This is a genomic window from Williamsia herbipolensis (genome assembly GCF_036153515.1).
GTDB lineage: Bacteria > Actinomycetota > Actinomycetes > Mycobacteriales > Mycobacteriaceae > Williamsia_A > Williamsia_A herbipolensis.
Genome location: NZ_CP108021.1, coordinates 2,379,589 through 2,393,110, shown reverse-complemented (window position 1 = coordinate 2,393,110; position 13,522 = coordinate 2,379,589). Strand labels below are relative to the sequence as shown.

The following is a 13,522-nucleotide window of genomic DNA, read 5'->3' as shown; positions in this document are numbered from 1 at the left end:
CCCCGCTGACTCCGATTTTAGTCCTCTTCGCCCGTGTCGGTCCGCAGATCGGCGCATGTCAGACTCGTCGGATGCGTACCCGAGCGGTCTCCCGCGCCAGGACGACACCACGGGTCCTCGGCACCTGTCTGCTGGTCGCCACACTGGCCGCCTGCGCCACCGACGGCCCACCCGCAGCCGCCCCCGGCACCTCGACCGCCGCGACGGCGAGCAGCCCGGTGACCTCGTCATCGGCTTCCGCGGTATCGGCATCCCCGACGGCGTCGTCGATGTCGGCGGCCTGCACGTCGGCGGTGTCGTCGATGTCGTTGCGCGACAAGCTCGCGACGTTGCTGGTGGTCGGCGTCAGTGGCCAGGCCGACGCGCGCGACGTGGTGTCGCGCTTCGGTGTGGGCGGCATCTTCATCGGCAGCTTCACCGACAAGTCGATCCTCGCCGACGGTGGTCTCGCGGCGGTGAAGAAGGCGTCGCCGCGTCCGTTGATGGTGACCGTCGACCAGGAGGGCGGCCGCGTCTCGCGACTGACGAGCCTCGGCATCGACAGCCCCTCCGCGCGCGAGTTGGCGCGCACGAAGACCCCCGCGCAGGTCCGGGCCATCGCGAGGACGACCGGTCAGGGACTGCGGAACCTGGGCATCACGGTCGATTTCGCGCCCGACGCCGACGTGAGCGACGAGTCCGACGACGAGGTGATCGGCGATCGCTCGTTCTCCGACGATCCCGCGATCGTGGCGCGGTACGCCGGGGCGTTCGCCGACGGTCTGCGCGACGCCGGGATCATGCCGGTGTTCAAACACTTCCCGGGCCACGGCCACGGTTCGGGTGACTCGCACACCGGGACGGTGCGGACGCCGCCGCTGTCGCAGCTGCGCGCCGACGATCTGGTGCCGTATCGCACGCTGCTGCCGGGCCGGTCGACGCCGCAGGTGCCGTCGACGGGAGTGATGGTGGGCCACCTCATCGTGCCCGGTCTGACCGGTGACGAACTGCCGGCGAGCATCTCGCCCGCCGCGATGCGGTTGCTGCGTTCGGGTGCGGGTTACGGCGGTCGGCCGTTCGACGGACCGATCTTCACCGACGACCTGAGCGGGATGGCCGCGATCAGCGCGAAGTACCCGATCACCGAGGCGGTGGTGCGGGCGGTGAGTGCCGGTGCCGACATGGCGTTGTGGCTGAGCACCGATGACGTGCCCGAGGTGCTGGCCGCGCTCACAACCGCGGTGCGGTCGGGGCGACTCGCCGAGGATCGAATCGACAGATCCGCGGCTCGAGTGCTCCACTCGACGGCATACTGCTGACCGTCGGCGGGCACTACGCGATCAACGAACGAAGTACCCCACGTAGAATTCGTTCGTCATTCGCGTAGTGCCCGCAGCTCGGCGGTCACGGGGAGATCTGGCACAGGCCAGAGCTCCCGACCATCGGCGGCTCCGGGATCTCCCCCCAGATCCCGAAGCCGCGCAATGACGAGGAGGGTGACAGTCGAGATGACCAGCGAGACCGTGATGATCACGGCGCTCATCAGCCATACCCAGGCGTCACCCATCGGACCCCCCGATCCGATCGAGACAGCAGCTCCCCCCGGGACGAACGTCCCCTCGCGCTGCTACTCTCGCCCTCATGCATCGTTACGTTACAGTCTGTAATGAATGATGGTCAACACCGGACGACCAAGAGATTCGACGATCGACGATGCAATCCTCGACGAGGCAGCGAAGATGGTCGTCGAGAACGGCTATGGCGCGACGACCATCGACGCGGTGGCCCGCGCCGCCGGGACCACCAGGCCGGCGGTCTACCGCCGGTACGCCTCACTCGCGCAGGTCGTCTCCGCGGCGATGAGTTCGAGGATCGTCTTCGATCCCACGATGGAATCCGGCGATCTCCCCACCGATCTGCAGGTCCTGCAGACGCAGCAGGTCGCTTTCTTCACCGATCCGCTGGTGGTCAAGGCGATGCCGGGACTGATCGAGGAGAGTTCCCGGAACGAGACCCTGCGCATCCGGCTGCTCGACGACTTCATGGGTCCGCGCCGCTCGGCCGTGCGCCGGGCGCTCGAGCAGGCCACCGCGCGCGGTGACATCGCCGGCGACACCGACGCCGATCTCGTCTGCGACCTGCTCACCGGGCCACTCCTGCTGCGCACGCTGATGCCGTCGCTGGGCCCGGTCGACGACGCCATGGTCGCGGTCACCGTCGCCTCGGCGCTCGACGCCGTTCGTTTCCGCGCCGCCGGGGCCACTCGTCTGGAGAACCCCTAACTTACTGCCTGGTAAGTTAAGCTGAGGGATCAGCGAGAGGCGGTGAGCGATGGCGGGTGGAACCAAGCGACTCCCGCGCGCCGTGCGCGAGCAGCAGATGCTCGACGCTGCGGTCACCGTGTTCGCCGAGAAGGGCTTCCGCGAGACCTCGATGGACGCCATCGCCGCGGCCGCCGACATCAGCAAGCCCATGCTCTACCTGTACTACGGGTCGAAGGACGAGCTGTTCGCCGCGTGCCTGAGCCGTGAGGGCGGCCGCTTCATCGAGGCGATGACCACCGGGTTCGACCCGCGACTGCGTCAGCGGGACCAGGCCCGCACGGTCATCTACGAGTTCCTGCGTTTCGTCGATGCCAATCGTGCGTCGTGGCGCGTGCTCTACCGTGTCGCGACCGGTCAGGCCGCGTTCATCGCACTGGTCGACGCGAGTCGTTCACGCCTCATCGAGATGATCGCCGACCTCCTGCGTCGCGGCACCACGGTCGACGGCGCCACCGACATCGACTTCGAACTCATGGCCGTCGCGCTCGTCGGCGCGGGTGAGGCCGTCGCCGACCGGATCTCCGAGGGCGACATCGACCTCGACACCGCCGCCGACCTCATGGTCAGCATGGGCTGGCGCGGCCTCGCCGGCGGCGCGCGGATGATGAGCGATCACGCCTCCGGCGTTGCGAAAAGCTGAACCGGGGCTCAGAGGTCGGGGAGCGGCAGTTCCATGTTCGGCTTGATGATGCCGCCGTCCACCTCGAGGATCTTGCCGGTGGTGTACGCCCCCGCCGACGACGCCAGATAGACCGCGGCCGCGGCGATCTCGGCCGGATCGCCGATCCGTCGCAGCGGTGTCGCCTTCTCGAGTCCGGTGCGCATCCCCTCGTCGCCGGTCACGATCTCCAGCGCCGAGGTGGCGATCGCGCCGGGGGCGATCGCGTTGACCCGGATGCGCGGCGAGAGGTCTTCGGCGGCGAGTCGGGTGTAGTGCGCGAGTGCGGCTTTCGCGGTGCCGTACGCCGCGAACGCGCGGCCCGGGAGGCGTCCCATCGCAGAGGTGATGTTGATGATCGAGCCGTGGCTGTTGTGCTCGGTGGTGTCGTTCTCGAGCATCAGCGGCACCGCGGCGCAGGTGAGTGCGTGCGCGGTCGAGACGTTGAACCGGAACGCGCCCTCGAGGGCGGCCACGGAGGTGTCGAGCAGGCCCGCGGGCATGGTGCCGCCCACGTTGTTGACCACGATGTCGAGGCGCCCCAACTCCTCCTTGGCGGTGCGCGCGAGGTCGGCGGTGACCTCGGGATCGCTGAGGTCGGCGGCCACCACCACGGCGCGTCGGCCGAGTCCGCGGATCGTCTCGGCGACCTCGTCGAGCTGCTCGCGGGTCCGCGACGCGATCACCACGTCGGCGCCGCATTCGGCGAAGGCCACGGCGATCGCCGCCCCCAGGCCGCGCCCGGCGCCGGTGACGATCGCGACGCGTCCGTCGAGGCGGAAGCGGTCGGTGAAAGTAGAACGTGTGTCAGTTTCGGCCATGGGGTCAGACTAGACACCGCGCGCCGCCCCGGGGCCCGATCCGGGGTCGGATCACCCGGGCTCGTGCGCGCCCGACGCCGCGTGCGGGTAGTTCTTGCGCAGCAGCAGGCGCACCCCGTGCGCGGTGACGGCGAGCGACAACCGCTGCGCGAGGGGGAAACGTGATGCCTGCGCGGCGACCTCGTCGATGAGGCGTTCGGCGGCGGCGACCTGCTCCGGTCGCGCGCCGGGTCCGGCGAGGGCGGCGTAGGCGCCGGGGCCCGGGTCGTACTCGCGGCCGAGCACGGCGCGACACAGATCGCGATGCACCCCGGCGCTGGTGCTGTCCGAGGCCAGGGCCGCCTTCCAGGCCGACTGCGCCGACGTCTGCCCGCTGTGGCGCCGGTAGGCGAGTCCGGGGCACGATGTCCGTCCGAGCCGAGCGCCGTTGAGCGACAGGCGCATCCACAGGTCCCAGTCCTCCGACGGCGCCGATCGGTAGCCGCCGGCGTCGAGGATCGCGGCTCGGCGGCCGGTCATCGTGGGGTGCGCGACCGCGCAGTTGAGCACCAACTCCAGACCCACCGACTCGGGGCCCGCCGACAGCAACGGCTGGGGCTCGACGGCGAACCGTCCGGGGCCCATGAACACCAGCGGAGAGAAGGCGAGGTCCAGATCGTGGCGTCGCAGCAGCGCGAGCTGGGTACGAAAACGCCACGGCAGACTGATGTCATCGGCGTCCATGCGTGCCACGAGGGGCGTGTCGGCCGCGTCGAGTAGCGCGGTGGCGGCGGCCACGACGCCCACTCGGGTGGAGAGGGACTCGAGTAGTCCGACGCGTCGGTCGCGACGGGCGAGATCGCGGACCACGGCGGCGGTGGAGTCCTCGCTGGCGTCGTCGAGGACGAGGACACGGCCGTCGCGAGGCAGTGCCCGGGTGATCGATCGGATCGCGGTCGCGACGGTGGACTCGGCATTGCGTGCCGGCATCATCACCGTCAGGGGCGCCACCCCGGGGATGCTATCGGTGCCCGGGGTGGGTCGGCCACCAGATGCGTTCGCCCACCAGGGTGAACAGTGCGGGAACCACCACGGTGCGCACGACGAACGTGTCGAGCAGGATGCCCAGGCCCACGATGATGCCGAGCTGGGTGAGCGTGATCAGCGGCAGCACGCCGAGGACCGCGAACACCGCGGCGAGCACGATGCCCGCGCTGGTGATGACGCCGCCCGTGGCCGACACGGCGCGGATCATCGCGGTGGGGACCCGGTGTCGTGCACTCTCCTCGCGGGCCCGGGTGACCAGGAAGATCGTGTAGTCGACACCGAGGGCGACGAGGAACAGGAACGTGAACAGCACCGTGTTGTTGTCGAGCGCGGGGAAGCCGAACAGGTGGATGCCGACGAACGTGCCGAGCCCGATCGCGGCGACCGTCGACAGGACGGTGGCGAGCACCAACAGGATCGGTGCGATCGCCGCGCGCAGCAGTGCGAACAGCACGAGCAGCACCACCGCCAGGATCAAGGGGATGACCAGCAGCCGGTCGTCGGCCGCGGCGTTGCGGGTGTCGTAGGCGCGGGCGTCGCTGCCGCCGACGAGCGCATCGGCGCCGTCGATACGCGCGGTCGACGAGCGGAGCGCCGCGATGGTGTCGAACGCGCCGTCGGACGCGGGCGGTGAGGTGAGCACCACGCTCCACCGGCTGTAGCCCCCCGAAGGGCTGTCGCCCGGTGAGGTTCCGGTGGGTGTCACCGTGTCGACGCCCGCGGTGGTGCGCAATGCCTGCTCGACCGCCTGCGCGGCGGAGATGCGGGCGACCACGGTGGTCGGGTCGGACTGGCCGGCCGGGAAGTGCTCGTCGAGGACGTCGAAGCCGGTCACCGAGTCGGCCGTGACCCGGAACTGCTCGGTCTGGCTCAGGCCGATCGAGGTACCGAGGAAACCGAGCGCGCAGACCGCGAGGACCACGACGGCGGTGACGAGCGAGCACGTCGGGTGGGCGACCACGGTCGACGCGATCCGATGCCATGCGCCGGTCGCGTGCAGGTCGGCGGTCCCGTCCTCGACGAGGTCGTCCTCGACACGGGGAATGAACGGCCAGAACAGCTTTCGTCCGAACAGGCTCAGGGCCGGCGGCAGTACGAGCAGGGCGAACGCCATGGCGAGCAGCAGTCCGGCGGCGGCGCTCGCGCCGAGGCTGCGGGTGCTGGGCAGTGCCGCGAAGAGCAGGGTCAGCAGCGCGAGGACGACGGTGACGTTGCTGGCCAGCACGGCCGGGCCGGCGCGGCGGACCGCGGCGCGCAGGGCGTCGCGGTGGTCGCGGTGGCGGCGCAGCTCCTCCCGATAGCGCGAGATGATCAGCAGCGCGTAGTTGGTGCCCGCGCCGAACACCAGGACGCTCGTGATGCCCGAGGTGGAGCCGTCGAAGGCGAGACCTGTTGCCTCCGACAGCGCTCGACCGGCCACTGCGGCGAGACGATCGGCGACACCGATGACGATCAGCGGGACGAGCCACAGCACCGGCGACCGGTAGGTGGCGATGAGCAGCAGGGCGACGACCAATGCGGTGACCGCCAGGAGCGTGACGTTCGCGCCGGAGAACGAGTTCGCGATGTCGGCGGCGAAGGCCGGGCCGCCGGTGACATGGGCCTGCAGGCCGTCGGGCAGACCGTCGTCGGCGGCGGTGCGCAGGGAGTCGACGGTGTCGCGCAGGGTGAATCCGCTGATCTCCGACGACACCGGTACCGAGGTGATGGCCGCTTTGCCGTCGGGGGAGACGATCGCCGCCGGGCCGGTCGGGGCGGAGTCGGTGGACCGGTCGACGCCCACCATGCGCTCGCGGGCGGCGACCACCGCGGCGCGATCGGACTCGGTCAGTGCGGCGCCGTCGGCCCGGTCGATCACCAGGATCGCGCTCGCGACCTTCGCGTCGGGGAACGTCGCGAGGTAGTCGTCGATGCGGGCGGACTGGGCCGAGTCGGGGAGCGAGTTCGGTGAGTCGTCACTCGAGCTGCTCTCGCCGCCGACACCCATCGCGGCCAGTCCGAGGATCAGGACGACGAGTCCGACGATCCACGAGCGCCGTCCGGTCACGACGGAGGCGAAGCGATCCCATGCGGTGGTCATGAATCAGACACTCTCAGATTTTTAACTGTTCAGCAAATGAGACTTTAAGACGAGTTCGTCGTAACCTGACGGGATGCATGACGAAGCGACGGACGACGGCGGTGAGGCGCTCGACCGCACGGGTCTCGAATCGGCGATGGCGTCGGACCTGCGTGCGTTGTCCGCTGCGTCGGAGCAGATCGGCCGCGTGTTCGCCGGGCGGCATGATCTCAGTGCCAACGATTTCCAGGCGTTGCTGCGGATCATGGTCGCCGACGTGGACGGGGAGCCACTCACCGTCGGGAAGCTGGGTTCGTCGCTGGGGATGTCGTCGGCGGCGATGACCTACCTGGTCGAGCGGATGATCAACTCCGAACACATTCGGCGCGAGCCGGATCCGAGCGATCGGCGCCGCGTCATCCTCCGCTACGACGACCACGGCATGGAGGTGGCGCGCGAGTTCTTCGGACCGCTCGGAGCGGTCACCCGCGCCGCGCTCGCCGACCTCGACGATTCCGACCTCGCGACCGCGCACCGCGTGTTCGGTGTGTTGATCGACGCGCTGCGGGGCTACGCGCGCGACCTCGGCGAGTCGCCGAGCTAGCGGTTGGTCCTGTTCACGGCCGACTCGCCCCGGTGAACGGTCCGCTCGATGCCGTCGATGATCTCGGGCCAGAAGCGACGGGCCAGATCGTGACCCATCTCGTTGACGATCATCAGTTCGGCGTCGGGGAGGGCGCGGGCCGTCGCCTCGCCGCCGGAGTGCGCGATCACCGGGTCACGGTCGCCGTGGATGACGAGCGCGGGCATTGTCGATGTCTGCAGGCCCGGGGTGCGGTCGGTCTCGGCGAAGATCGCCGCGATCTGACGGCCCGAGCCGGATTCGTCGGTGGACCGCTCGAGTGACCGCGGCATGATGTCGCGGACGTCGGCGGTGTCGGCCTCGGTTCGACCGAGCGAGCCGATGCGTTCGAAGGCCGCAATCATGTCCTCGACCGGGTCGGGCTTCGGGATGCGCAGGGCGGCCAGCAGGTATCGCTTCGACGACTTCCCGTGTCTGCGGTCGCCGGTGCGACCCATGATCGACACCAGTGATCGGACGCTGTCGGGGTGCCGGATCGCGGTCTGTTGCGCGATCATCGACCCGAGCGAGACGCCGACGATGTGCGCGCCGCCAGGTGCGACCGCGCGGATGAGGCCGGCGGTGTCGTCGGCCATGTCCTCGAGGGTGTAGGTCACCGGCGCTGTGCGCCGAACGTACTGCAGCGCAGTGGGTACCGGACCGCGGAAGCGGGTCGACCGGCCGACGTCGCGGTTGTCGAAGCGCACCACACGAAGACCTCGCGCCACCAGCTCGTGGCAGAAGTCGTCGCGCCACCACAGCATGTCGAGGCCGAGCCCCATGATGAGCACGACGGTCGGCTTCTCGGTCGGCTTGTCGGTCGGCACCGCGGTGTCGGGATGGGGCTCGAACACCTGGAAACACAGTGTCACCGCGCCCACGCGGAGGAACTGCTCGGGAGGCGTGGTCTCGGCTGCGGACGTGTCGGGGGCCATCGGACGCGAGTCTAGGCCGCCGGTCTGCTCAGAAGGGCGGCAGTTCGTCGTTGGCGGGGTCAGTGGCCCGGGCCTGTTCCTCGGTTTCGCGGGTGCGGCGGTTGTGTTCGCGTTCGGTCTGGCGGCGGGCGTGTTTGTCTGCCAGGCGTGGTCGGCGTCTGGTGGGTGCAGGTTCTGTGGCGTTGTCCGCGGCGGGTGGTGCGTTCTGTGGTGCGGTGAAACGAATGTCTTTCAACGCGGGGAACAGGTCGGTGCCGTCGAATGCGGGCCCGGCCACCGTCAGGCCTTCGGGGGTGATGATCACTGACTCGATGCGGCCGTCGCGGCCGATGGTCTGGTCGTCGAGGAAGTCGGTGTGGGTTTTGAGGTTGTGGTGGAACCGGCACTTGGATCCGGTGTTCCCCGGGCAGGTCTGGCCGCCGTGGGCGGGGTGGTCGTGGTCGTACTCGCGGACGTGGTCGATGTCGCAGACCCAGGCAGGTCGTTCGCAGCCGGGGACGTCGCAGTACAACGACCGGGCCCGCACCACGGTGTCCAGTGCGGTCGACGGCCGATACGGATTCCCCGGGGTGTGTGGGGCGAGCGGAGCATCGCGGTGCCCGATCGGGGCGATCGTCACACCAGGCTCGGCGAGCAGGTCGTCGAGATGGGCTGGGGAGATCACGCCGTACCCATCGAGGAAACACGGCGTCTCCCCGTCCCCGGCGACAGTCTCCAGATCGCAGATGACATGCAGCGTCATGCTGCTGCCCGTACCGGGCACCGTACGTGGTGCGGGGGCGGCATCGTCGATGGTGGGTGCGTCGCAGTCATCGTTGCCGCACTGGCATTCCCACGCCACACCCATGACGAGACAAAAATGGGCATCCGACTTCCGCGCGGCGAGAGTCCGTCCGTCGTTGCCGCAAACCGCGCGGGCCAAAGCGTCGACCCGTCGGGAGATCTGAATGGCTTTCTCAGCGGTGGAGGTGGCCTCGACCCGTGCCATGCCGTCGTCGAGGCGCTCGGTCCAGAACCCCCGCGCATCGACCGCTGCTTTGCGGCGAGCACGCACGGCGTCGGGGTCGACGCGATACACGCTGCGGTCGACCATGTCCCGGATCCGCGACGCCGACCAGGACCCCCGCCGCCGTAACGCGGCTGCGATCTCACCGTCGACGACCTGCTGGGCGTCACGGTCGGTGACGAGGTCGGTGCGTTCGACGATCAACCGGACATACCGCGGTGCCAGTTTCCCGTCCCGGAGACACTCAGCGACCTTCGGCAACCGGTCACGCAGGGCGACGGCGGTGTCGACGATCCGCTCGGCCGCGCCCTGGGAGATCGAATGGGTGACCGCGATCCGCGCCGCGCATTGCATGGTCGCGTCGAACGTCCGCCGGTCCGACGCTTCTTCTGGCACCACCAACTGCCGGTGCAGTTCACCGGCATCCCTGTACCGCGTCCACTCCAGGAACGCCTGCCCGGCCGCGGCGTGAACCATGTTGCCCAACAAAGAGTTCACCGACGCAGCAACGTGATCGGCGAGCAACCCCACCGACCCCGCATCCACCCCAGCCCAACCCCCGTCAGCCATGAGAGAAGCCTAGAACAGGGGTACGACAAGCCCCGTAAGCGGAACTTCTCGACTGTGGATAGACCGCATCTGTGGGCGCGCTATCGCAGGGCGCGGGCATGTGGATGAGCGACTGACCGTTAGAACTGCAAATGTGTACGATCATGGCGGCGCTGACGGGCAGCGCCCCTGCTGTCGGAGGGGGTCGGACGCGTGGCGTGTGTCGCGGTGTACTCGTCGGCCTGCCGGTCTGTGGTCGTCCACGAGGGCGTGTCTGCCGGTGGCTGAACCGACGTCGGAAACGTCCGCGTGGACGCTGTCTCCGTTGCAGTTTCGGCTGCTGTGGGGTGATGCGGCGGGGGCGCAGTTCCCGACGGAGCTCTGTGCTTTCGGTGATGAGAAGTACGACACCGCCGATCACCAGGTCGCAGCGGAGAATGCTGAGCTCACCCGTCTGCGGGCCGCGATGACCCCGGCGAAATCTGAAGCGATTGCTGCGCTCACTCGTCCCCGCTACACGATCGGGCTGCTCGGTCTCGACGCGCGGAAGCCTCTGTCCGACACGTCGAGTCATGTGCGGGTGGTGAGCGCATGGGGCGGCGAAGGTGACCATGTGATCGTGGTGCGTCAGAAGCCCGGCCCGTCGCCCTCGCACGGTGGCGAGGTGTCGGTGACGCGCTCCCGCCTCGACACGTGGACCGATGACCTGGTTCGTCTGCTGCCGAGGTCCACGGCCGCGGGTCGCTTACCGGCCGATCCCAATGTGCCGTTCTACGACCTCCCGATCGATGTGGAGGTGCTCCGTCAGGTCTCGGCAGACGCGCCGAAAACCACCGCTGCCGGCGTCTTCGTGCACGAGAAGCCCACCACCTGCGGGTCGATTCGTGTGCAGGTTGGTTCTGAGGTCGACGGGCGGCGTCCGGAGCGGCTCACGCTCCAGTACCGCGACGTCGAGAAGGATGGGCGATACCTGCTGGTGATCGACACTCCCGGGACTGCTGTGGGTGTCGATGATGCCAAGATGGCGTCGAGCATGAGACGTGCAGTGAACGCCGTGAAGAAGCGATACGACGCGCGCGCGAGCGCGGAATGGGGATGATGGTGCGCAAGCAAATCGGAGTCGGCGGAGCGTTCGTCAGCGTTTTGGCCGCGACCATGCTGACGGTGTCGGCATGCAGTTCTGGCGGTGGTTCGGCGGAGCCTGCGGCCTCATCTTCGGCCCGCATCCAGTCGGCATCCGTTGCGCCGGGCGTCGAAAAGGACTCGGTTCTCGACCTGAACTCCACCAAAGACATGACTGGCGTAATCACCACCGTCCCCATCGGCAAAAGCCCTTACGACAAAAATATGCCCGACATCTGCAACTTCATCACGCCCGCTGCAATGACTGAACTCGGGGCAGAGACCAAAAAGAAGGGATTTTACGGCTCCCCACTTGTCTACCAGGCCTGCCTACTTCGTCCTGCAGCGTCGTTCACGACAGAATTCACGCTGGGTGCGGGGATATTTGTCAACAATATTCAGGAGCACCTCGGCGCCCCGTCTCTTAGAGATGCGCTAATCAGATCAGGGGTGAGCATAGCGCCGAAGGTCGAGGCCTACGAATTGCGGGATCGCGCAACCAATAAGACCGGTGGACCGTACTCGTGCGAAGTTGCGTGGGGAACATTTTATGGCACGGCAAGCATTAATATAATTGACGATAACAGTGAGGAAGGAATCTGTGACCGGACGGTCGCTGCTGCCAAGATTCTTCAGCCCTTGCTTCCTAAATCGCCTTCGCAGATGAGGCCGACGTCATGACGGGGGAAGAACTTCGATTAGATCCAGCTGGAGCGGCCAAGATTGTCAACGCCTGCGCGGTTCTTGGCGTTGCGTTCGACGATATGAGACTGCTTGCGCGGAACCTAACCAGCGTCCGCGCAAGCGGTCTCTACGGCTCGGGATCCGGCGTAGACGGTAAGCTATCTCAGCTCGGCGAAGTGGCTGTCAATGCTCTGAATATGCTGCTTGAAGCCATCGAAAGCGCGGAAAAGGCTGCGCGCGGAGCGGGGCAAGCATTGATTAACCAGGATGACGCGAGCCAACGATCAATAGCCCGAGCGCTGGATGCGCCCGATGGCATTGATCCTATGGCCAAGGTGCAAACACCGGATGGGCCGCTGACGTCTGATTCAAAGCCAACAATTGCGAATCAGCCCACCACTCCTTCAAGACCTGCCACCGATCCTGCGTCTGGTAACTTTCCGATGGGGTTGGCGCCCGAGCCGATTCCGAACTTCTCACTCGATCCGGCAATCGCCGCGTTAGGCCCCGCGGTACCTTCAGCCTTGACCACTTTGGCTCAGCAGTGGCTCCAACTTGCCAATGCGCTAAATGCCGCGTTTTTCGATTTTGACCACCAGATCTCGATTCTTGGTACCGATGTATTCTCGGGTGAGGCAGCGTCGAAAATGAAGGGTTCTCTCGACTTGTTTTCGAGCCGAGGGAAGCAGATAGCGACCGAAGCTCAAGCAAATTCGGCGTCAATCAATACATGGGCCGAGTCGGTGGGGCAGTCGCAGTCGCAGGTGCAGATGCTTGAACAGAACCGCGCCACCGCGTTGGCGGCCGCGACTCCTGAGAACGGTCTCAACGTGCACGCGCTGTATGACGGGCTTTCGCAGTCACAGTTGAGTGCGACGTGGAATCCGCCGATCGGCAGCATGAACGGGTCGATGGTGAATCTGTCCGACCCGACGAGTCCGGTGGTGGGGACACCGTTGTATCTGCCGGGCATGGGACCCAAGGCTGCCGCGGGTGACGGCAGCGCTCTGGGTGGGTCGCAGTTTGTCGGAGGCGGTTCAAGTGGAGGCGGATCCGGCGGCGGAGGTGGAGGTGGGGGTGCCGCTGCTGCGGCGAGCCGCGGTGGCGCTTCGCAACTGCAGAGGGCGGGTAGCGGGACTGCTCCGTCTGCGGCGTCGGCGGCTGAGGGTGCGAAGCCGGGTTCCGCGCCGTCGTCGGGTGCGGGTAGTCCGGCGTCCGCCGCATCGCAGATGGGCAAATCCGCTGAAGGCCTCACGCGTGGAGGCCTCGGTTCGCCGTCAACTCGGTCGTCGAGTGCTGAAGCGCTGAAGAGCGCTGCGGCAGCCGAGAAGGCAGCTGCAGAGAAGGCAGCGATGAAGGCCGCCAAAGCCGGTGGAGGCGGTGGCGGTGGTGGAGCCGGCGCGGGCGGGCTCGGTAAGGCCGGCGCCAGCGAGAGCGCGCTGAGTGCACGTGGTGCGAGTGCGATGTCCGCGGCAGAGAAGGCGATGGCTGCCGAACAGGCTGCGACGTCGAAGGCCGGCCCGGCCGGAACGTCGGCCGCCCCGATGGGTGGTCGTGGCGCACAGGCCGGTGGCGAGGGCGACGGAAAGCACAAGACTGCGCGCTACCTGCGGTCGACGGAGAACGGTGAGGAGATCGTCGGCGAACTCGACGACGTCGCACCCACGGTCCTCGGAGGCCTCAACCTCGACACCTCCGACGACAAGCCCACCCCACCGCGCTCATCGCGCTAGCGCA

14 protein-coding genes are annotated in these 13,522 nt (G+C 67.8%); 7 read left to right on the top strand and 7 right to left on the bottom strand.

The window, feature by feature from the left end:
• Nucleotides 1–58 precede the first annotated feature (58 nt).
• Complete coding sequence (locus OG579_RS21980; protein WP_408068663.1) at nucleotides 59–319, bottom strand: hypothetical protein; 261 nt, start codon at nucleotides 317–319, stop codon at nucleotides 59–61.
• Here OG579_RS21980 and OG579_RS10745 point away from each other — a divergent pair.
• Nucleotides 303–1,298, top strand: coding sequence for a glycoside hydrolase family 3 N-terminal domain-containing protein (locus tag OG579_RS10745; protein WP_408068662.1), 996 nt, complete (start codon nucleotides 303–305; stop codon nucleotides 1,296–1,298). The two genes, OG579_RS21980 and OG579_RS10745, sit on opposite strands and share 17 nt — an antisense overlap.
• 56 nt (nucleotides 1,299–1,354) lie before the next feature.
• Here OG579_RS10745 and OG579_RS10740 read toward each other — a convergent pair whose 3' ends face one another.
• Nucleotides 1,355–1,522 carry a hypothetical protein gene (locus tag OG579_RS10740; protein WP_160298498.1) on the bottom strand — a complete coding sequence of 56 codons (168 nt, stop codon included), beginning with the start codon at nucleotides 1,520–1,522 and terminating at the stop codon, nucleotides 1,355–1,357.
• A 127-nt stretch (nucleotides 1,523–1,649) separates the two neighbouring features.
• Between OG579_RS10740 and OG579_RS10735 the strand changes: the two genes are divergently transcribed.
• Both OG579_RS10735 and OG579_RS10730 read left to right on the top strand, forming a co-directional pair.
• Complete coding sequence (locus OG579_RS10735; protein WP_328855927.1) at nucleotides 1,650–2,261, top strand: TetR/AcrR family transcriptional regulator; 612 nt, start codon at nucleotides 1,650–1,652, stop codon at nucleotides 2,259–2,261.
• 49 nt (nucleotides 2,262–2,310) lie between these two features.
• Complete coding sequence (locus OG579_RS10730; protein ID WP_045821303.1) at nucleotides 2,311–2,943, top strand: TetR/AcrR family transcriptional regulator; 633 nt, start codon at nucleotides 2,311–2,313, stop codon at nucleotides 2,941–2,943.
• Nucleotides 2,944–2,951: 8 nt separating this feature from the next.
• On the opposite strand, the gene OG579_RS10725 is transcribed toward OG579_RS10730, so the two are convergent.
• The 3 genes from OG579_RS10725 to OG579_RS10715 are packed head-to-tail and all read right to left on the bottom strand — an operon-like array spanning nucleotide 2,952 to nucleotide 6,888.
• Nucleotides 2,952–3,782 (bottom strand): SDR family oxidoreductase, encoded by an 831-nt coding sequence (locus OG579_RS10725; RefSeq protein WP_045821304.1) that lies wholly within the window; start codon nucleotides 3,780–3,782, stop codon nucleotides 2,952–2,954.
• 51 nt (nucleotides 3,783–3,833) lie between these two features.
• Nucleotides 3,834–4,772 (bottom strand): glycosyltransferase family 2 protein, encoded by a 939-nt coding sequence (locus OG579_RS10720; protein WP_328855926.1) that lies wholly within the window; start codon nucleotides 4,770–4,772, stop codon nucleotides 3,834–3,836.
• A 10-nt stretch (nucleotides 4,773–4,782) separates the two neighbouring features.
• Nucleotides 4,783–6,888, bottom strand: a complete 2,106-nt coding sequence (locus tag OG579_RS10715; RefSeq protein WP_328855925.1) for an MMPL family transporter — start codon at nucleotides 6,886–6,888, stop codon at nucleotides 4,783–4,785.
• Nucleotides 6,889–6,961: 73 nt separating this feature from the next.
• On the opposite strand from OG579_RS10715, the gene OG579_RS10710 reads away from it, so the two are divergent.
• The gene (locus tag OG579_RS10710) at nucleotides 6,962–7,471 is read left to right on the top strand and encodes a MarR family winged helix-turn-helix transcriptional regulator (RefSeq protein WP_328855924.1); all 510 of its coding nucleotides are present in this window, start codon (nucleotides 6,962–6,964) and stop codon (nucleotides 7,469–7,471) included.
• On the opposite strand, the gene OG579_RS10705 is transcribed toward OG579_RS10710, so the two are convergent.
• On the bottom strand, nucleotides 7,468–8,424 hold the full coding sequence (locus OG579_RS10705; protein ID WP_328855923.1) for an alpha/beta fold hydrolase: 957 nt from the start codon (nucleotides 8,422–8,424) through the stop codon (nucleotides 7,468–7,470). The two genes, OG579_RS10710 and OG579_RS10705, sit on opposite strands and share 4 nt — an antisense overlap.
• A 28-nt stretch (nucleotides 8,425–8,452) precedes the next feature.
• Nucleotides 8,453–10,000 carry an HNH endonuclease signature motif containing protein gene (locus OG579_RS10700; protein WP_328855922.1) on the bottom strand — a complete coding sequence of 516 codons (1,548 nt, stop codon included), beginning with the start codon at nucleotides 9,998–10,000 and terminating at the stop codon, nucleotides 8,453–8,455.
• A gap of 259 nt (nucleotides 10,001–10,259) precedes the next feature.
• Here OG579_RS10700 and OG579_RS10695 point away from each other — a divergent pair, with 259 nt between their 5' ends.
• From OG579_RS10695 to OG579_RS10685, 3 genes are read left to right on the top strand one after another with little or no spacing between them, the layout of a single operon-like run.
• Nucleotides 10,260–11,078 (top strand): hypothetical protein, encoded by an 819-nt coding sequence (locus tag OG579_RS10695; protein ID WP_328855921.1) that lies wholly within the window; start codon nucleotides 10,260–10,262, stop codon nucleotides 11,076–11,078.
• On the top strand, nucleotides 11,075–11,782 hold the full coding sequence (locus OG579_RS10690; protein WP_328855920.1) for a hypothetical protein: 708 nt from the start codon (nucleotides 11,075–11,077) through the stop codon (nucleotides 11,780–11,782). The genes OG579_RS10695 and OG579_RS10690 overlap by 4 nt, the downstream gene beginning before the upstream one ends.
• Nucleotides 11,779–13,518: a hypothetical protein gene (locus OG579_RS10685; protein ID WP_328855919.1), complete on the top strand. Its 1,740-nt coding sequence runs from the start codon at nucleotides 11,779–11,781 to the stop codon at nucleotides 13,516–13,518. The genes OG579_RS10690 and OG579_RS10685 overlap by 4 nt, the downstream gene beginning before the upstream one ends.
• Nucleotides 13,519–13,522: the final 4 nt, after the last annotated feature.